At 59.3% G+C, this 18,958-nt stretch carries 12 protein-coding genes and 2 pseudogenes; 8 read left to right on the top strand and 6 right to left on the bottom strand.

The window, feature by feature from the left end; genetic code table 11:
• Positions 1–179 precede the first annotated feature (179 nt).
• The 4 genes from I6F38_RS17035 to I6F38_RS17020 are packed head-to-tail and all read left to right on the top strand — an operon-like array spanning position 180 to position 8,406.
• Positions 180–1,694, top strand: a complete 1,515-nt coding sequence (locus I6F38_RS17035; RefSeq protein WP_225161150.1) for a TIGR02677 family protein — start codon at positions 180–182, stop codon at positions 1,692–1,694.
• The gene (locus I6F38_RS17030; protein ID WP_225161149.1) at positions 1,687–3,033 is read left to right on the top strand and encodes a TIGR02678 family protein; all 1,347 of its coding nucleotides are present in this window, start codon (positions 1,687–1,689) and stop codon (positions 3,031–3,033) included. The genes I6F38_RS17035 and I6F38_RS17030 overlap by 8 nt, the downstream gene beginning before the upstream one ends.
• Positions 3,023–7,147: a TIGR02680 family protein gene (locus I6F38_RS17025; RefSeq protein WP_225161148.1), complete on the top strand. Its 4,125-nt coding sequence runs from the start codon at positions 3,023–3,025 to the stop codon at positions 7,145–7,147. Before I6F38_RS17030 ends, I6F38_RS17025 begins: the two co-directional genes overlap by 11 nt.
• Positions 7,144–8,406 carry a TIGR02679 family protein gene (locus I6F38_RS17020; RefSeq protein ID WP_225161147.1) on the top strand — a complete coding sequence of 421 codons (1,263 nt, stop codon included), beginning with the start codon at positions 7,144–7,146 and terminating at the stop codon, positions 8,404–8,406. The genes I6F38_RS17025 and I6F38_RS17020 overlap by 4 nt, the downstream gene beginning before the upstream one ends.
• Before the next feature lie 680 nt (positions 8,407–9,086).
• On the opposite strand, the gene I6F38_RS17015 is transcribed toward I6F38_RS17020, so the two are convergent.
• Entirely contained in the window at positions 9,087–9,374 is a 288-nt protein-coding gene (locus I6F38_RS17015) for a hypothetical protein (protein WP_225161146.1), read from the bottom strand.
• A 142-nt stretch (positions 9,375–9,516) separates the two neighbouring features.
• On the opposite strand from I6F38_RS17015, the gene I6F38_RS17010 reads away from it, so the two are divergent.
• Genes I6F38_RS17010 through I6F38_RS17000 form a run of 3 tightly spaced genes read left to right on the top strand, consistent with a single transcriptional unit; the run spans position 9,517 to position 11,564 of the window.
• On the top strand, positions 9,517–9,888 hold the full coding sequence (locus tag I6F38_RS17010; protein ID WP_092088416.1) for a type II toxin-antitoxin system RelE/ParE family toxin: 372 nt from the start codon (positions 9,517–9,519) through the stop codon (positions 9,886–9,888).
• On the top strand, positions 9,888–10,226 hold the full coding sequence (locus tag I6F38_RS17005) for a helix-turn-helix transcriptional regulator (RefSeq protein ID WP_035634480.1): 339 nt from the start codon (positions 9,888–9,890) through the stop codon (positions 10,224–10,226). Before I6F38_RS17010 ends, I6F38_RS17005 begins: the two co-directional genes overlap by 1 nt.
• 24 nt (positions 10,227–10,250) lie before the next feature.
• Positions 10,251–11,564, top strand: a complete 1,314-nt coding sequence (locus tag I6F38_RS17000; protein WP_225161145.1) for a DUF2130 domain-containing protein — start codon at positions 10,251–10,253, stop codon at positions 11,562–11,564.
• Between the two features lie 1,402 nt (positions 11,565–12,966).
• Here the strand turns inward: I6F38_RS17000 and I6F38_RS16990 are convergent.
• From I6F38_RS16990 to I6F38_RS16970, 5 genes and pseudogenes are all read right to left on the bottom strand, one after another.
• Positions 12,967–15,264, bottom strand: coding sequence for a restriction endonuclease (locus I6F38_RS16990; protein ID WP_225161144.1), 2,298 nt, complete (start codon positions 15,262–15,264; stop codon positions 12,967–12,969).
• Between the two features lies 1 nt (position 15,265).
• Positions 15,266–16,489 carry a HipA domain-containing protein gene (locus I6F38_RS16985; RefSeq protein WP_225161143.1) on the bottom strand — a complete coding sequence of 408 codons (1,224 nt, stop codon included), beginning with the start codon at positions 16,487–16,489 and terminating at the stop codon, positions 15,266–15,268.
• Positions 16,482–17,072 (bottom strand): helix-turn-helix transcriptional regulator, encoded by a 591-nt coding sequence (locus I6F38_RS16980; RefSeq protein ID WP_225161142.1) that lies wholly within the window; start codon positions 17,070–17,072, stop codon positions 16,482–16,484. The genes I6F38_RS16985 and I6F38_RS16980 overlap by 8 nt, the downstream gene beginning before the upstream one ends.
• Positions 17,073–17,427: 355 nt before the next feature.
• Positions 17,428–17,730 (bottom strand): annotated as a pseudogene (locus I6F38_RS16975) (transposase); the annotation flags it as partial.
• Positions 17,731–17,954: 224 nt separating this feature from the next.
• Positions 17,955–18,149 carry a group II intron maturase-specific domain-containing protein gene (locus I6F38_RS16970; protein WP_225161141.1) on the bottom strand — a complete coding sequence of 65 codons (195 nt, stop codon included), beginning with the start codon at positions 18,147–18,149 and terminating at the stop codon, positions 17,955–17,957.
• A gap of 389 nt (positions 18,150–18,538) precedes the next feature.
• Between I6F38_RS16970 and I6F38_RS16965 the strand changes: the two are divergent.
• Positions 18,539–18,931: pseudogene (locus I6F38_RS16965) on the top strand (DUF932 domain-containing protein); the annotation flags it as partial.
• Positions 18,932–18,958: the final 27 nt, after the last annotated feature.

Raw genomic sequence — 18,958 nt, 5'->3', positions numbered from 1 at the left:
AGGTCTCAAAAATAGTGAGGTCATCGGGTTTTACTGCACTGCACAAAAATCGCGGCGCGAAACTTATCCAACCCTCCCTTTCTCCCGGTTGACCTACACGCTCTAAAGTTGCAGGCTGTTCACTTATTGTTCCTTTCTGATTAAATCAGCACCAAGTCCCTCTGTTGCAGCGGCATTCCATGAGAGTTGATGCACGTGAGCTATTCAAACATGTCACCGCCGAAAAGTCCGAACTTTATCGGAAGATCATGGATGCGTTCGCCGCGGCCAAGCGACAGTTCCGTCTCCATCTCAGACCCGACGAAGTTCTTGGTGAAGCGCAGTGGAATGGCGCACCTCCCAAGATCGAAGATCTTCAAGGCGCGTTGGCGCAACTAACCGAATGGGGCAATCTCGAGTCGCAGCCTGACACGGCCCGTGTCGCTAGCATCAGCGATTTCTATCGTGCGCGTTTCCTCTATCGTCTTTCTGAAGGCGGGGAGGCGGTCGAGTCAGCTCTTGCTGTATTCAGCCAAGCACTAAGGCGGCGAGCCGAGCTTCAGAGCGTTGCGCTCGAAGACATTGCAAAGCAGCTGCAGGTTCTACGAAACCTCGCGCAAGAACCGGTGTTCGACGCCGCGAAAATTCATGAGACGCTGCGTGATTTGGTTCGAGTCTTCGAAGGTCTCGCCGAAAACGCCCAAGCATTCATGGTTAGCATCGGACGCAGCATCGAGCTTCAACATTCGGATACAAACGCAATTATCGCCTACAAGAAGAGATTGATTGACTATCTTGATCGATTCATCGGCGACCTCGTCAGCCGCTCGGGTGGTATTGCGCAGCATCTTGTTGCGCTTGATCCAGTCATTCGCCCGCTTCTACAGCAGGCGTCACAACGCGAATCGCGAGACGCGGCTCCTGTACAAGAAAATGAACAGGAAAAGCCTTCAACGCAGTCGCTTGATGCTTGGACAGAGCGATGGAAGGGACTGCGAGGATGGTTTGTCAGCGCGGGAAATGATCCGCCGCAAGGCGAAGTGTTAAGATCGAGGGCTCGATCTGCTATCCCGCATCTGCTCGCGGTCATCGCTGCATTGAACGAACGCCGCAGCGGTCGCAGCGATCGATCCGCGGACTTTCGTGTCCTTGCCCATTGGTTTGCGGATTGCGCCAGCGAGGACGAGGCACATCGGCTTGCCCGCGCTGCGTTCGCACTCAATCCGGCCCGGCACTTCCTGATCGGCGCGGAAACAAGCGATCTACCGGCTACGACGCCTTGGAATGATGCTCCGCCCGTGCGCATACACCCGCGCTTGCGCGAATATGGCGAGATGGCTCCGCGTGGCCCGCTCCCGCGCGTGCAGGACCGTCAAGCCGAGCGAGAACGACTCCAGGCGCAATTGACGGAAGAAGATCGTGAAATCCAGGAGGCGCGCGCGCGGCTCGCGAGCGGCGAGCCCACGCGTCTGTCCGAGTTCGGCGAGCTCGATCGTCACGGGTTCCAGCTGTTTCTCACCCTGCTAGGTGAAACGCTTCCAGCGCAGACGCACCCCGACGAGGTTGTCGAACGACAAACTGGCGACGGCCTGTTGCGGGTTCGCCTGGAGCCGCTCGACGCAGACTCGACTGCAGAGATCGCAACCGAAACAGGACTGTTCACCGGTCGCGACCACCTTCTCACCGTAACGTCGATGGAAGCGCGACATGAGTAGCGTGACGGAACAGCAGGACGATCAAATCCGGCGTGGCGACGCCGGACGCCCGAATGGCAAGGCGACCCGCGTCCAGAGCCAGCACATTGGACTGCATCAAGCACGCTACGTGCGAGAGGAGATTTCAACCGCGCTTCGCGCTCTCTTAATGACACCGTTGATGACGTCAGCGCATCCTGATTTCACGGCCGTACGTCGACATTGCGAAACCCTCAGAGAATGGTTCGCGCGCGAAACGGGATGGATACTGAATGTCGAGCGCGACTGCGCTCGTCTCTTCAAGCGTCCTGCTGATCTTCTCGATTCCACGCGTGGCTTCCCGGATTACGATAGACGCCGCTATATCCTGTTCTGCTTGGCGTGCGCCGTCCTTGAGCGCGCCGATCCGCAGATCACGCTCCGCGTTCTTGGCGATCGGCTGCTTGCATTCGCCGCGGAGCCTTCACTGAATGCCTTTGGCTTCAGTTTCACGCTGCAGACGCACCACGAACGACGCGAACTTGTGGCCGTCTGTCGCCATCTTTTAGACATTGGTGTTCTCGTTCGCGTCGCGGGTGAGGAAGAGGGCTTCGTGCATCACGTTTCCGAGACTTCCGAACATCTGCATGATGCGCTCTATGACATCCAGCGTCGCGTCCTCGCCGGGATTCTTGCCGCAGTACGCGGTCCTTCAACATGGGCCGCAGAAGAAGCGCCGCAGGATGTAGAACAGCGGTTGCAATCGCTTACCGCTGAACATGTGCCGGACAGCGACGACGGCCGCAGGACCGCTACACGGCGTGACCTGTCGCGACGCCTCCTCGACGATCCGGTCGTGTACACCGACTCACTCGATCCAGTGACGCGCGCGTACTTCTTAAATCAGCGTGGCCCGATGGGAGCTCGCCTTGCGGAAGCTGCTGGTCTCGTTCCCGAACAGCGCGCGGAGGGATTGGCGCTTGCTGACGAAACCGGAACACTTACCGATCTTTCCATGCCGGCGGAAGGCACCGAGGCGCACGTCACGCTCCTGGTAGCTGAGCATCTTGCGGGTACGCTCCGCGATGGAGGCGAGCCTGAACATCAGATCTCAACTGAAGTCGACATCACGAATTTCATAGAGAGGGTGCGAGAACGCTATGGCCGTTATTGGCGAAAATCTGCACGGGAACCAGGCACGCAACGTGAACTGGCACGTATCGCATTGGAGCGGTTGCGCAAGCTTCGTCTGATCTCAATGTCGGCGAACGGTGTCCGTCCGTTGCCTGCAATAAGTCGCTTCGCCGTCGGACAGGCGGAGATTCGGGAAGCCGGCACGGCGCGCAAATCAGCCGGCCAGCAAGATCACGATGCGCAATAACGGAGCCCAGCCGGACCTGCCCGCTCCCGCCCGCGAGCGGTGGCAGCCGCTTCGCCTCGGATTGGTCGATCTCTTTCACTACGACAGCGAGGAGTTCTGGTTTCGCGATGGACACCTGCTGCTTCGTGGGAATAACGGGACCGGGAAGTCCAAGGTGCTCTCCTTGTCGCTTCCATTTCTGTTTGATGCCCAGCTGAAATCGTCCAGAGTCGAACCGGACGGCGACGCGACGAAGAAGATGGCTTGGAATTTGCTGCTCGGGAAGCACGAGCGCCGGATGGGTTACACCTGGATTGAATTCGGGCGCTTGTCAGAGGACGGACAGCCACGGTACCTCACTCTGGGCAGTGGTCTGTTGGCGGTCGCGGCACGGCCGAACGTCGATAGCTGGTTCTTCATTCTTGACGGTCAGCGCATTGGTGAAGACGTGTGGCTCACGAGCCCGCAGCGCGTTGTGCTGACCAAGGAGAAGCTTCGAGAGACGCTGGCCGATCATGGGCAAGTCTACGACACGGCGGCCAGCTATCGCCGTGCGGTAGACGAACATCTCTTCCAATTGGGTCATGCGCGCTATTCGGCGTTGATGGACACACTGATCCAGCTTCGGCAACCGCAGCTATCGAAGAAGCCGGATGAAGGTAGTTTGTCGGCCGCGTTGACGGAAGCACTCCCTCCCCTGTCCACCGATCTCTTGACCGACGTGGCCGATGCGTTCAACCAACTTGAGGAAGACCGTCGCCAGCTGCAGGACTACCAAGCGCTCGCTCGTTGCGTCGGTCAGTTTACGGATCGGTATCGGACTTACGCTAGGACGCAAACACGACGACAGGCGCGAGGCCTGCGTAGCGCGCAAACAGGCTTCGACAATGCCAGTCGTGCGGCTAATGAGGCTCGCTCTGAGCTCGCAGCTCTAGAAGCGGCGGAGGAAGAGGCTAATGGCGCCCATGGCGCTGCAGAAGAGATCGTGGCCACAAACCGAACGCGCTGGGAAGTGCTGCTATCTGACCCGGCGAACAAGGACGCAAATCGACTGGATTCTGCCGCAAGAGAAGCGAGCGATCGCAAACGTGAGGCCGAACAGGCCAACGCAAGGTCAGCGGCATCGAAGAGCCGCTTTGTCAGCGAACAAAGCGCTACATTTGAACGGGGCGAACGCGTCGCCAGCATAGGCGGCCAGGTACTTGAGATTAGAAAAGCCGCCTTGCCGCTCGCTCAGCTCAGTGGCACCGACCAACAGTGGAACCAGGGACCTCTGACCGGGTCGGATATCGCCGAGCTCGCTGAATTGAACGAGCTGGCTTGCGAAGCTTCAAAAAGCGATCTGCGGCAAATTATTGAGCGACGTCTTGGACAGGTTGCGCATGTGAGGAGTCTACGGGGAGCCGTCGACGAGGCCGAGCGGGATCATGACGCGAAGGATCGGTCACATCAGGAGCGGCAGGTGGAAGCGAAGGCAGCCCAGGCCCGACGTGATGCAGCGGATCAGGCCGTGGAAAGTGAGGGACGTGCACATCTTGATGCCTGGGCGGCGCACTTTGGTACGCTGCAGCAATTGACGTTGCGAGACGCACAAGGATCGCTGAACTTGCTCGCGACGTGGGTTGTTACCCTGGAGGGGGAGAACCCGGCGCGCGGTTCGTTGCAAGAAGCTCAGCAGGTCGCCAGCGAGCGCCTCGCCACGCGCCGCTCGGCGCTCATCGCTGAACGACGGGCAATCGAGACTGAAGAGGCGGATTTAGCGGCCGAGCGTGAGCGCCTTGAAAAAGGCGTGGACGCTGTACCGTCCATTCCGCCATTTCGCGCGGCGGGGGTTCGAGTTGACCGCAGTGGCGCACCTCTGTGGCAGCTGGTTGATTTCCACGAGCGTCTTGATGCCTCGGAGCGCGCCGGCCTCGAAGCCGCACTTGAGGCATCGGGACTTCTCGATGCATGGGTCGAGCCTGACGGAACTGTGCACATCCCGAGTGGGCCGCGACGGCTCCATGATACGGAACTCGTTGGACGGCCGCGTCAGGTGGAAACGTTGGCGCACTGGCTGCAGCCTGCGGGAGATCAAGTCTCGGCGGACATTGTCACGAGCCTGCTACTTGGCATGAGCTGCACGGAGCAAGATAGCGGCGAGGCGGAGACCTGGCTATCGCCGACCGGATGCTTCCGAATTGGCGCGCTCTCCGGCGCCTGGTCCAAACCCATTGCAATCTACATAGGTTATGCCGCCCGCGCCGCGGCTCGTGCGCGCCGGCTTGAGGCTATCTCGGTCAGGCTTGAGGAGCTCGCTCAAGCACGAGCTGCTCTCGAAGATCGCTTTTCGGAGCAAGCGCGCGACCAAGAGCGTGCCGCGGAGGAGTGGCGTGGTGCCCCTGGAGACGATTCATTGCGAGCCTGCCACGCCGAAGTTACATCGGCTGCCCGTGAATTTACCTCGGCTTCCGGTCGGCTCGAGCAAGCCGCGCAAAGACTGGCGGAATCTGTCGAGCGCCTAAGCGGTGTGCGTTCGATCCTGCATAAAGACGCTCGGGACCTGCATCTTCCCGACGACTACGCTCAATTGAACGCCGTCGACACCACGCTTGCGCAGCTGGCGGAAAAGGTATTAGCGCTCGCTCATGCGGCTCGCGAGTTGCGCCAGGCTCAATCGGAATTGCTGAAACAACAGAACCGTGAACGAGATGCCAAACAAGAAGCGGACGCAAATATTGCGCACGCAGTCGAGCAGGGGCGCAATGCCAGCGAGGCGAGGATACGGCTGGAGACGCTGCAAGAAACCGTAGGCGCGAAGGTTGCCGAATTACAAGCCAAGCTTGAGGCCGCCCGAACCGCGCTCGAGCTCAGCGAAGTTGATTTGAAGAGAAAGGGAGCAATTGCCCGAAGCGCGAGCGAGGAACGGGCGCGGGCGGAGCAAAAAGTGACCTCAGCCGACGAGCTATTGCAGGAGCGGATTGCAGGGCGTCAACAAGCCGTTGCTCGATTGCAGGGATTTGCTGCGACCGACCTTCTGCCGATCGCCCTTCCTGAAATTGACCTACCTGACTCTCGAGTAGCGTGGACGATTGAGCCGGCGCTGACGCTCGCGCGCCGAGCCGAACAGGCCCTATCAGACGTTCCGCATGATGATGAGGCGTGGAAGCGGATCCAAAGTCATCTCTCTGTGGATTACACCGAACTCGGCCGCGCCCTTAGCGCGCTCGGTCACCAGGCCCAGATGGACCAAACGGCCGACTATGGATTGGTGGTCACTGTCGTCTATCAAAATCGGCCGGAAAGGCCGGATCGGCTTACGGAACGGCTCGAGTATGAAATTGCTCAGCGTCGAGAGCTGCTGACGGCACGCGAGCGAGAGATACTGGAAAATCACCTCCAGGCCGAGATTGCCGCGGCGATCCAGCGATTGATGCAGGATGCGGCTCGGAAAGTCGATGCCATCAACGAGGAGCTGTACAAGCGACCAACGTCGACCGGAGTCCGCTTCAGGCTGCAATGGCTTCCGCTGGCCGAGGGGGCCGAGGGGGCGCCCGTTGGATTGGATGCTGCCCGAAAGCGGCTGTTGAACACGAGCACGGACCTTTGGAGTCCCGAGGACCGCAGCGTGGTCGGAGCCATGTTGCAGGATCGAATCGATATCGAGCGGGCGAACGCGGATGCGACGACGGGCGGTAGCCTTCTCGATCAATTGAGCCGAGCTCTCGACTATCGTCATTGGCACGGGTTCACGGTCCAACGTTGGCAGGACAAGCAGTGGCGCAAGCTGTCCGGGCCTGCATCGAGCGGCGAACGCGCGCTTGGCCTGACGGTCCCGTTGTTCGCGGCGGTCGCCAGCTTTTATAGCCAGAGCGGCTCGCCCCACTCTCCGCGCCTCGTGTTGCTCGACGAGGTTTTTGCCGGCATTGACGATTCTGCGCGGGCCCACTGCATGGCATTGATTCGTGAGTTCGACCTCGACTTCGTCGTAACAAGCGAACGCGAGTGGGGGTGCTATGCTGAACTACCCGGCGTCTCGATCTGCCACCTTCAGAGAATTGAGAATATCGATGCAGTACACGTCTCCCGTTGGACCTGGGATGGCCGCGCCAAGCAGCGTGAAAATGATCCAAATCGAAGGTTTGCAGGCGCATGATTGACGGGGACGGCCGTCTCCAGCGTCTGCTCGGCGGCGATGCGCTGGCTCCACTTAGAAAGCGTCTTCGACAGCGCTTCGAGCGAGGCCCCTTGGATGGCAAGATACAGGGGCTTCGGCTTTCGAATCTCAGCAGCGCCGAGCATGCGGCACTTGCCGGGCTGATGGGTCGACCGGCTCGTTTCTCAAGTTCCATGCAGGTCGATGTGCAAATGATCGACGCCACCCTGAGCCGAGCAGGTGTCGCACCATCACTGCGCGACGCGCTGGAATCAATAGACGGTCCGATCATTCACGCAGAGACGGCTCGGGCCGAGTTGAGAGCAGGATGGTCGAAGGCGCTGTCTGGCGCAACCCACCAGGATCTTTCGAGCTTTCTCCAAACGCCCTTCGGGATGGGCCTGGTGAAGCGGCTCTCGCACGGTGACACAGACGTCGCCACCCGACTTTGCTCGCAGGCAGATATTGTGCTCAAGCTTCTACCAGCCAAGGGTATGACCCGGGCGCAGCTGGCGGCGAAAAGCCTTGGCGACGCGCACGCGCTCGACACGGGACAAGCCGTAGCGACGTTGGTACTCGCGATTTGGCGCAAGGTGAATCTTGACCGGGACATTTGCGACGACGCGCCAGCGCTTGAGAGCGCCAGGGTTCGCGACAATGGCGAGGAGCGGGTTCGTGACATTTGGGCCAAGGCAGGCATTCTGGTCAATGAACTCGCACGGCCTGCCCTGTTTTTGAACCTCCAGATCAGCAGCGGCCGCTTGTTGCCGCTGCCGTCAGGCGAGCCAACTTACGCCTCACTTCGCTTTTTGTTGCGGTCCGATCCCCTCTGGATGGTCAAAGGACAAGACATCTACGTTTGTGAAAACCCGAATGTTCTCGCGATCGCAGCCGACGAACTTGGCGTGAACTGTGCGCCCATGGTGTGCACTGAGGGAATGCCTGCCGCCGCCCAACGCGCCATATTGCAGCAACTCGCAATCGCGGGCGCCCGCCTGCACTATCACGGAGATTTTGATTGGCCAGGCTTGCGCATCGCCAATCACGTAATCCGTGAGTTTGGGGCCGTACCCTGGCGGTTCGACGCCAAGGAATATGTGGCGGCAGTGGCACGAGCGCCGCGACCCGGCTTTGCATTAGCCGGCCTCGAGGTCCACGCCTTATGGGACGATGCTTTGACAGCATCGATGCGAACCCACGGTCTTGCGATCGCCGAAGAGAGCCTGACCGACGACTTGTTACGGGATCTGGCTCGATGATCGTCCCGATCTACCCTCGTCGTACACGGGCCATTGGCGACACGAATGCAGCGTCTTGCGGCGGCGCGCCAGGGAAACATCAGACGTGAAATCCTTACCCTTCCACTTGTCGCCCCACGTCTCGCCGGCGGTTTTATAGCCCGGTAACAACTGGAGTTCTCTATCCTGCGATTCAGGCGGCATTGGCCGCCGGAAGTTTCCAGGACCTCGGTAACGTCCCGAGCCTGCCGGGGATGCCCCGCGCCGTTCATCAGGCGCTCGATCGGTGTGGCGTGCGGACATCGACCTTTCATCCCTTCCCCATGACGTCGATCGCTTTGCTGATTTGTTGCTGCTCGAGACCCGCTTAAGGGAACTTCTTCCTTCCTCCAGGAGACTGCCGCGTGATCTGCGTGACGCCGCAATGTCGCGCGTGTTCCGATCGAAGACCTGCTTGGGCCTGTCACACTGGAAGGGATTGTCGAGATCGATGCGGTCTGGCGCCTTTTGCTTAACGAAATCGCTAGGTTCACTGATCTTGCGTGGGATACCCCTGTCCAGAGTGAGAATGCATGGTTAAAGGGCACGGCTCGCCGTAGAGCGTCAATTGCTCCGGCCAACGGTTCGGCTGGCCACATGCTCCAGCTTGATTTCTGGCGCCGATTTCTGAATGCGCATTGCTTCGCGAGGAGACTGGATCTCTATGGGACGCGGCTCGCCCTCATGCACAGCACCGCCCAAGGCAATCCCTTCAGCTCCGCGGCATTCAAGCGACCATCATCGACGATATGCAACCTGCGGATATATTCGGTTTCATCGTGATAAAACGTATAAACGCTGTCGGCTTTGGTTAGTCCATGTAGCCGTATTCCTGCATCTCTCAGCTCATCGATATCCATCCGAATGGTCCTTAGCATAGACGATCTCATCGGGTTTTCGTCCATGAGGCTGGAAGAGCGCAGGGCAGCTGCAGCGGCGCTGATCAACATGGGGAGATCGTCGATGCCAGCCACTTGGCTGAGCTACGCGGGCTGTGCCGATAGTGGCGACGGCAATTACACGACAACCCCCTGATGGCTCCTTTCACAGACGGCTGTTGACAACGCGCTATAGGTATATTACTATAATCAGGTGAATGATCTACTGCGCGCGATCAAGCCCACGGTTTTCGTGGGTTCGAGCAAAAAGGACCTGCGGGCTTTTCCCGCGGCTGTCCGAAGCGAGATCGGCCAGTCCCTTTTTGAAGCGCAGCTCGGTGAACACCCGCGCAATGCGAAGCCCCTGAAAGGCTTCAGCGGGGTTCTGGAGATTCGCGACAATTTCGACGGTGATACCTACCGCACCGTCTACACAACGCGTTTAGAGGGCGTCCTGTACGTCCTGCACGCATTCCAGAAAAAGTCCACCAGCGGCATTGCCACACCGCAACGACACATTGACCTGGTCCGGCAGCGCCTCCGCGACGCCGAGGCTATCCACAAGGCAACAAAGGGAGACCGATGATGAGCACGAAGAAGAAGCTGCCCGCCCATAGCCGGGGCTCCGGCAACATTTTCGCTGATCTCGGCCTGCCGAACGCCGAGGAGCACCAGCTCAAGGCCGCCCTCGTTGTTCAGCTGAAGCGGTTGATGGCGGAGCGGGAGATTACCCAGACCGAAGCCGCCAAATTGGTCGAGATGAAGCAGCCGGACCTGTCCAAACTGCTTCGGGGGCACTTCAAGCTGGTTTCAGTGGAAAAGCTGCTGCGGATGCTGACAGCGTTCGATCAGGATGTCGAAATAACGGTAAAGCCACATCGGAAGCGTGGCGAGGTCGGCCGGATCACATTCATTCCGGCCTAGTACTACTGCTGAACGGGAGGGGTCATGACATTCAAAGCGACCGCGGCTGGGGACGCGCATGAACCCACAATTTACTGTCCCAATTGCGACCACGAGATTCGGCTCACCGAATCGCTCGCCGCTCCCCTCCTCGCGGAGACCCGGCAGCGTTTCCAGGAACAACTTGCCACTAAAGACGCCGAGGTCGCACGAAAGACCGAAGCACTCCAACAGGAGCGCGAGAAGCTCCAAAAGGATCGTGAACAGGTCGAGGACCAGGTCGCCAGCCGACTGGCGGCGGAGCGAAGCCGACTCGTCGCCTCAGAAGCGAAAAAGGCGCGCGAGGCAGCCGCGGCCGAAGTCCAGGCCCGGACGAATGAGGTAGCTGAACTCCGTCAACAGCTCGATGCGAACAACGCCAAATTGGCGGAGGCGCAGCAGGCGCAGGCCGAACTCATCCGCAAGCAACGCGCACTCGATGAAGAGAAGCGCGAGCTTGACCTGACCATTGAAAAACGCGTTCAAGCGCAGATTGACCCGATCCAGATCAAGGCTAGGCAAGAGGCCGACGAGGCGGCACGGCTGCGCGTCGCCGAAAAGGACCAGACCATTGAATCGATGACGCGCACCATCGAGGAGCTGAAACGCAAGGCTGAACAAGGATCGCAGCAGTCCCAGGGCGAGGTGCTGGAGCTTGAGCTCGAGGAATTACTTCGGGGCCGGTTTCCGACCGACACAATCGAGCCGGTCGGAAAAGGCGAGCTTGGCGCCGACGTGATCCAGCAGGTCAACGGGTCGATAGGCCAGCCTGCCGGCATTATTCTCTGGGAGACGAAGCGTACCAAGACGTGGAGCGACGGCTGGCTTGCAAAGTTGCGGGACGACCAGCGCCGCTCCGGCGCCGACGTCGCCTTAATCATCTCCCATGCCTTGCCTAAACGTATCGAGCAGTTCGACCTGGTCGACGGCGTCTGGGTGGCTCATCCGCGTTGCGCATTGCCCGTAGCGGTTGCGCTCCGCCAAGCGCTGATCGACGTGAGCACCTCGCGCCTCGTCCAACAAGGTCAGCACACCAAAATGGAGCAGGTCTACCACTACCTGACGGGAACGAAATTCCGGCAGCGTGTTGACGCCGTAGTCGAGAAGTTTAACGACATGCGCGAAGATCTCGACAAGGAACGCAAATTTATGGGACGCCAGTGGGCCAAGCGGGAGACCCAGATACTGGCCGTCATCGATTCCACGGTGGGAATGGTCGGCGACCTTCAGGCCATCGCTGGAAAAGCCATGCCGGAGATTCCGAGTTTGGAGGTGCCATTGCTGGAAAATGACAACGAACTGGAGCGAAAGCTAGGATAGCACTGCAGCAGCTGGTGCTCCGGAGCTACACTGCTAATCGCAGATGAATTATGTCAGCTTTCGGAGTCGATCGACCAGTTGAGCGTACCCGACACCGTTTCCGCCGGAGAAATGCCCGCACCACGCGGCAAGGAACTGCTTCTCTAAATCCAATCTCTTTTCGCGCCGTAGAATGATGGCAATGCGCCAGGGATAGTACGGCGCCGGGACTTCGGTACTTGGAAAATGCGTCGGCTCCGCCCTTTCGTGAATATAAACCATGATCCGGCCCCTACCACGCGTAGTTTGGGGCTAGTCTCTTAATCTTCAAGGCATTCCAGTCATTTCATGATTAGATTAACGGCATTTATCTCTTCATGCCCAATGCCTTGTACGCAAAGATAGGATGTCTACCCCGAACCGCGGCCTTGCCCCGGCCGGGCCCGCGCCGCCCGGGCGCTGTTGGCATGGTCTCAGCAGGACCTCGCCACCAACGCCAACATCGCCACCTCGACCGTCGCTGACTTCGAGCGGGGACGGCGAACGCCGGTGCCCAGAACGCGGAAGCCATACGGGCCGCGTTCGAGCGTGCCGGAATTTCATTTCCGGAGGGCGGCGCCGTCATGGGGCCGGTACTGCCGAAGCTTGCCGACCTTACAAGACCGGCGTACCGATCCGATATGTGAACGGCACCCGACCTTGCTCAATGGGCGGAGCGGCGCGACGGCCAGGCCTCCGTGCCGACCTTGATCGCCAAGCTGGTCCGCGCAAGGGGAAGCGCGTCGCTGCATTTTCCTTCTGATGAAGCGGTCCAGTTCGCCAGCTGGATGGCACCACCCACGCAACGGCCGCTCCCCCCGAATCCCTCGCCGCGCTTCCCGCTGAGATCGCCAGTTCGCGGGATCTGACAGTGTGCGTCGCCGAGGTCTCAAAGCTGGCACCAGTCGGAACGGAGCTCCAACTCAAGTTGGCCGCGGCAGAGGATGAAGCCCGGCAATTGCGGGCTCTTGCGACTTCGGACGAGCGAGCGCTGCGAGACTTGCGAGAAAACATTGTCGCGACGCAATTCTTTAACGGGCTTGATCCTGCATGTTGTCCGCGATGCGAAACCAAGGTCACGACCGCGCGAATAAAGAGGGAGAACACGGATTCAGCTGCTCACTCTGTTCCGAACATATACCCGTCGATCAGCTGGAGGGGGTTAGCGATTCCATCGAGGAAGCCGAACGGCGCATGACGGCCTCGCGCGCGGCCGCTTCGCGCACCGCGCGTTTGAATGGGAGCGAGAGTTTCGGCTCGCTATCTCCCTGCGTATGGCTGAGGAGTTCGCGGTATCCATGCACGAACGCCTCCTGAGGGCAGGTCTGCGCCGGGCCCGCAACAGCCACCGGAAAAAGATGGGCTTCGCCTGAATTCCCTAAACTTACGCCGCATCCTTTGACCGGATAAGCGGCGTGAACAGGTTCTTCAGCGCCGTATCGTCAAACACATCGTTCGCTTTGGTCTTTGAACCCGGGAATGACGGAGAATCCGAAACTTCGGTCTCCTCCTCAAGCTTCGTTATGCGATCCTTCACTCTCTCAACGGCGCGCGATACCGCCTGCGAGCTCAGTCCCACGCGCTCTCCGAGCTTATTGATCGTAGCGATATGCTCCAGCAGCGTTGACTCTGAATCCATTTCTTCGACGACCGTCCCGACATTCTCGATTTCATACCGGATCGCGTCATCGACGGCATGGAAAAGCTGGTCGGTCAGATGACGTCTCCAGTCATCGACCGCGTCCGATATTTTCTCCAGCTCTTCGGAGGTCAGGTTCGTTTCAAGCATGTCAACCGCGGCCGCTTCGAGATAGTCCGCCATCTCATCGGCGCGTGGCAGCTCCTCGAAGTAATCGCCATCCCTTAGTTTCGCGATCAATTCAATCGCCTCTCCGCCGTCGCGCCAGGAATCGAGGCCGCTGACAGGTGATTGGGACAATTCAAATGCGGCATCGGAAAACCGCGTGTCGTTCGTCTCTCCCCACCATCTGATCAGTAACTTGATACGATCCGTGTTCGAAAGCCCCTTCGCATATCGCTGTGAGATATGCTCTCTTTTGACGACCATCCACGTCGGCAATTTCGGAAACTCCTGCGCAACATCGGCAAAGCAGAGGGCAAACTTGATGAGCGCGTCACCAGCGAGCGCCACCTTGACGCCAAATCGCCAGACGCCTTCAGCCCAGTCGGTCTGGCGGGCGCTCCGCGCAATCTCCAGAAGCAACGGCTCGTCACTTAGATAGCCCGTGAGATAGTCGCGCAAAGAAGGATTGACGAAACCGACGTGAGATCCCCTGATCGCGACGAAGTCACCCTCAAGGGTTCTTAAGGATTCCTCGAAATCCTTGGGGCCATGACTGTTGCCATATTTGGCGCAAAGGCGGGGGTGAAGGCTCTCGTAAGCATCCCGAAGATCCTCGACGGTCATGCCGTATTCGGACCCGAAAAACAGCGCGATCAGGAGATGCTGGCGTGTCTTGGAGATATGCATGCGAAATGCAATGTCCCACAACTGACCGGGATGATCGAGCGCATTAATGAATGCCGCGGGATAGGCGTCGGCCGCACTGTCGCCGATGCGGTTCACATCAGTCATCCATTCGATGATGCGCGGATTGAAGTTCTTGTGATCGACAATTCTTGCAAGCTCACCGCTGCTGATCAGCGACGCGATATGGTCGGAAGGCGTACCCGCTACCAGCAGATGGTTGTAAAGAATGAGGGCCTTGATACGGCGGGTATAGATGCCGACGTCGAGAACATATCTACTAATATCCAGTCGCCGATCCGCCAGATATTCCGAAATCTGGCGCGCCTCTTCGAAAATATACGCCCTCGTGGTGAGGATGAACCGCGCATTCGGCGAATTGCGGACGCGTTTAATGAATCTCGCCAGCTCTGAATCCTTATGCGCCAGCGCGTGGCGGTCGAGGGCGACCTTCCCGAGAAAATCGTCGAATAGAAAGATCTGTTTGGTTTGATCCTCAATCGCGGCGAGCCCGTCTTCCAGGCTGCGGATGGAGATCAGCCCCCATCCCTCGCCGCTATATGCGTAGCAGAGCATTTCGGCCAGGGTTGTTTTCCCTACGCCCGGCGGTCCCGAAATAATGACGACATGGTTCGATTCGAGCGTATCGCGTGCGCCATCGAAACTTGGATTGGGCGCATAAACCCGGACCTTCGCCTCGATCTCCTTCTTTGTCATCCTGTTGAAGGCATGAGCCGCCGACCGGACGATACGATCGAGGACCGCGGCGTCGGACAGCCAGAGCTTGATGTGGGATTTTACGATATCCGGGTATTTCCTCAGCAGCCCGTTCAGGTCACCGGGTCCAAGGATGTCGGCTTCGCTTTTGAGCGCCGGCCCGATAAGGCCGGCAAGCTCCGACTTATTCAGAGGCGTGAGCGGGCAGGATGTGGCCAGGACGTAGCGGTCCGGATTCAGCTTGGCAATCGATGCGCTCTCGCGCTTTATCTGCGCCTTCAGCGAAGCATACGAAGAGCGTGCATAATGTTTGGCCTGAAGTATCGTGGCCGACGCGCCTTTAGAGTGGCGGCCGTCGACTCCGCCGTCGGGTCCCGGCGCAAAGGCCTCGAATCGGATGCCGAATTCCCGCCCAACAAGATCGCGAACAAGATCCTCGAAATCGACGGGCGACAAATTTCCGAAGTCATAAGCCATGCTACAGCTCGGTATAGAGCGGAATAGACGCGGCATGAGCGTCGATGATATCAACGACCTTCTTTTCAAGCGGCAGGTTTTTCTTTTCAGTCGCCCAGAGCGTCTTGAAACGCTGAACCGTCTCTGCGGCCGTATCGAGCACCAGCTTCTCGCGCAGCCTCGCTTTGGCTGCCAGGTGTTTCAGCTCGTCTTTCGAGAACTCGCTCATCTTTTTCGTGCGCGAGTATTTGAGCGCCATCGTGTCATCCGGAATGTAGGGTATCGTCGAAAGCAGGTCATATGCAGGCGACAGGGTCGGCGTCTTCCCATCGGTGTAAATGAGGGACCAGTTCTTGAGGTGCATGTCGGCGTTGCCGATCAGGGTGCTGAACACGAGCCTGCGAACAAACTCCGCGATATCGGCATCGCCAGTCTCAATGCCCAGCACGCCGGCTATGCGGCGGTAGGTGGCGTGTTCGTATTTGCCTTCCGGATAGATGCTGAACACCTGTGCGAAGTCTTCGATGTGGACGGGCCCCTTCTCGCCGCGATCGAACCGCCTGATGGCCATTGCCTGTCCTTTCACCTCGCCGATGCCTTCCGGCAGTCCGTCGATGGCCTCAAGGTCCAGCAACTCAAGGTCGGGGACATCCATGCCCATCGCTTTCGCGAGAGTCATCATGGAGTACTCGTTCTCCGGGACGCCCGGATACTGTTGCGACGGCAGTTTCACGATCCATGAACCGCCCACGCCTTCGACCGGAATAACGAGCCCGCCTCCCCTCTTTCCGTTCTTCAGCGCCGAGAACTTGAGTTGAACGCCGGCGAGAGAAAAGCGCAGCATGTTTCTCCGCTCTTCTGGCGTCGTTTCTGCTTCGACCTGCGGCGGCAGTTCCTCGCCGTCAGCCGGGCGAACGGACACAGCGCCGGGCAAGTCCTGACCGAGCATCCACAGCAGAAAGAACTCGCCGTGCTCTTTTACGCCGGCCCGTTCGGCGAGGTACTTTCGGAGCGGCCCTTCCGGTAGCAGGTTCGAGAAGAACGACGGAACAACCTGACCGACGGGTTTGAAGTCGGTGATAAGGCCGCCATATTGGTCCTTGAAGGACAGGCTCAGGATCGGCCGATTGGCGTCGTCAATATAGGCCTGATCGAATGCGAAGAGGTTGCGATTGCCCTGCACGTGCGTGATCGTGCCGACGGCGCGGCCTCCTAGCTGAACGTTCAAGACGGATACATCAGGCATCGTCGTCCTCATCGTCTACTGCATATGCTGACCTCGGCGCTTCCGAGGGGTTGTGCACCAGGTGATTGCGAAGGTCGCGCAGCTCTCTGGAAATGGCGGCAACGGTGCCTTTCGATTGCGGGCTTGCTTGATACCGCTTTAGCTTGTTGATGGCATCAACCACAATCTTGAGATCATTCTGACGAAGCGGGGCGCGCTTGAAAAACCGCAGACTTTCGGCAATACGGTCGAGGTCGGCCGAGCTGCCGTACAGGTGCTTAAGTTTGATGACGAGACGTTCACCTCGCTCGATTTCGCGCAGCGCGGCCTCGCCTTGCTCGGGAGAAAAGCGATCCTCGGCCGGCTGACGGATGATGCCCTCCACGGCTGGCAGAAATTTCTTGGGCACAAGCACGACTTCGAGATCGAGCGCGCGCGCGATCCGGAGGAAACTCGACAGCCCTGGTTCGAGGCGGCCTGTCTCCATTTGAGAGATGTGCGCTTGCGACAGGCCTGTGCGATCCGCCAGCGCGCGCTGGCTCATGCCGGTTTTGGCGCGCCGGCTCTGGATCTCATGGACCAGTTCCTCAGACTCGTACGACATCGATACAATATCCTGATCAAATTGCGACTTCGATAAGTATAGTATATCAGCGTGTCGTTGTCGAGACATTGATAAGTATATTTATCAAATGCCGACACTGATAAGTAAACTATATCGATAACGGGGAGGGAAATGAGCAAGACCCAGGAAAAGGAACGGCGGCCCGAGCGCCGCAAGCCATTCGCCTTTAGCGCTCATGGACGACCATCTGGCCGCTATCGGTCAGGTCGCGCTGCGCGGTCGTATCAACCTGATCGAGCTGACCGCCGAGCAGTTGATTCAGCGGCAGTCGCCGGTGATCCGGAAGGAGCCGAGCAAGTTTTCAACCGTCAGAAAAATCGAACTGATCAAGAAATCGGTCGGCTTTGCGATCGGGAGCATAGACATAGGCGACGCCCGGCGGATCGGCGCCGCCCCATGGCCGGTCGTCTGCCGCATAGGCCCAGAGCTGACCGGTCTTGGTACGCCCTCGGCCGGGATCGAGCACCGGCATCGTCCTCTCGTCGGCGAACAGCTTTGGCCGTTGCCTGAGCTTGCCGAGGAGGCGCTCATGCAACGGACGCAGGTGGAAGGCGGCTTGTCCTACCCAGTCCGCCAGCGTCGAACGATCGAGCTCAATGCCCTGGCGGGCGTAAATCTGCGTCTGCCGGTAGAGCGGCGAGCGAGTCGCGCGGGGGAACCTCACCCCCGCGCGCTCCCAGAACCGTACGTGAACCTCTCGGCTCATACGGCTCCCAGCATTCGGCCTTGGCCATAGAGAAGCGGCCAATGAGCGAAGAGTTCGGGCTGAGCCCGGACCAACTGCGCCAGCCAAGCCCGAGCGTCGCGGGGACGCTGACGGAAGCGCTTGAACTTGCGAGCCGCCCATCTGAGGATGCGCGTCTATCCGACGCATCGTCGAATAGAGAGCAGATTGTAGAAGTGGCTGTAGTAGTCGATCCACCCCCGGATGTAGGGATTGAACATCCGAGCGAGATCGTGCAGCGCTTTGTCGCTGCGCCGCTGAAGGCCCCAATTACGCAACGTACGCCGGATATCCTTCAGCGCCGTCGGACTTGCTGCCGGCAAGAACGACACTCCATAGAGGCCGCTTCGCCATTTCGCCAGCCTCGGACGGACCGTATATCCGAGGAAGTCGAAGCTGATACATCCGTATTCGCCTTTTCGGTTGGTATCCTTGCAGTAGACCAGTTTGGTCTTCTGCGGATGGAGGCCCAGACCGCAAGCGGCGAACGTTCATCAACAGCACGCCACAACCTCAGAGCTTCAAGTTCAGTCTGGCAGTGACAGATCGTTCGAACAATATGTCAGGCATCTCCCGCACTATCCAGATGTCGAACGCGTAGTGCAGGAACAGGTTCGCGAGTACCGACCGACGGTACAGGAGAGGAAGAGGGGAGCGGCCTTGGCCATGACGGGTTGAGGGTCGTAGAAGAGTCTTCCGGCGCCCGATACGCAGATTGTTGATGCCAGCCGCCCCCCCCAGCTTCGGTTACAGAGTGGATGTGAGCCGCGGCGAGCGCGTTGGTCGGGTGTCCTCGGAGTGGCTCTGTCGTCCGGCGGATGAGTTATCTGTCACTCAACGAATTGGCCTGCACGATGCGCGATTGCCCGAACCGCAGCCGGACGCGCGTGGTTGACAGCGCGCTCATCCATGTCGAGGCGAGCGGTACCGATCCTGATCCCTGGCCTTGATGCTGTCCAGCTCGGACATGCCGCTCGCCCCGACCCACTGGAGCTTCGGCCAGCTTGCAAGCCAGGTTGGCGCGCCGGCCGCTTACCTGCGGCAGCTTCCCGCGGCACTCGCAGCAATCAACCTGCAATATGGCCTGACCGCCGATCGCGTCGAGCAGATCAAAAACGCTCTCGCGCGCGCGGTAATGTTT

The sequence above is a fragment of the Bradyrhizobium sp. BRP56 genome, from assembly GCF_020194035.1.
Lineage (GTDB): Bacteria > Pseudomonadota > Alphaproteobacteria > Rhizobiales > Xanthobacteraceae > Bradyrhizobium > Bradyrhizobium australafricanum.
The sequence above is the reverse complement of the archived record's forward strand: the minus strand, read 5'-3'. Positions and strand labels throughout refer to the sequence as shown.

What these genes read in the sequence shown, in the direction of transcription:
- I6F38_RS17020 (WP_225161147.1), top strand. Translation starts at nt 7,144, where the DNA reads ATGATTGACGGGGACGGCCGTCTCCAGCGTCTGCTCGGCGGCGATGCG.
- I6F38_RS17035 (WP_225161150.1), top strand. Translation starts at nt 180, where the DNA reads ATGAGAGTTGATGCACGTGAGCTATTCAAACATGTCACCGCCGAAAAG.
- I6F38_RS17025 (WP_225161148.1), top strand. Translation starts at nt 3,023, where the DNA reads ATGCGCAATAACGGAGCCCAGCCGGACCTGCCCGCTCCCGCCCGCGAG.
- I6F38_RS17000 (WP_225161145.1), top strand. Translation starts at nt 10,251, where the DNA reads ATGACATTCAAAGCGACCGCGGCTGGGGACGCGCATGAACCCACAATT.
- I6F38_RS17005 (WP_035634480.1), top strand. Translation starts at nt 9,888, where the DNA reads ATGAGCACGAAGAAGAAGCTGCCCGCCCATAGCCGGGGCTCCGGCAAC.
- I6F38_RS16985 (WP_225161143.1), bottom strand. Translation starts at nt 16,489, where the DNA reads ATGCCTGATGTATCCGTCTTGAACGTTCAGCTAGGAGGCCGCGCCGTC.
- I6F38_RS17015 (WP_225161146.1), bottom strand. Translation starts at nt 9,374, where the DNA reads ATGTTGATCAGCGCCGCTGCAGCTGCCCTGCGCTCTTCCAGCCTCATG.
- I6F38_RS16980 (WP_225161142.1), bottom strand. Translation starts at nt 17,072, where the DNA reads ATGTCGTACGAGTCTGAGGAACTGGTCCATGAGATCCAGAGCCGGCGC.
- I6F38_RS16990 (WP_225161144.1), bottom strand. Translation starts at nt 15,264, where the DNA reads ATGGCTTATGACTTCGGAAATTTGTCGCCCGTCGATTTCGAGGATCTT.
- I6F38_RS17030 (WP_225161149.1), top strand. Translation starts at nt 1,687, where the DNA reads ATGAGTAGCGTGACGGAACAGCAGGACGATCAAATCCGGCGTGGCGAC.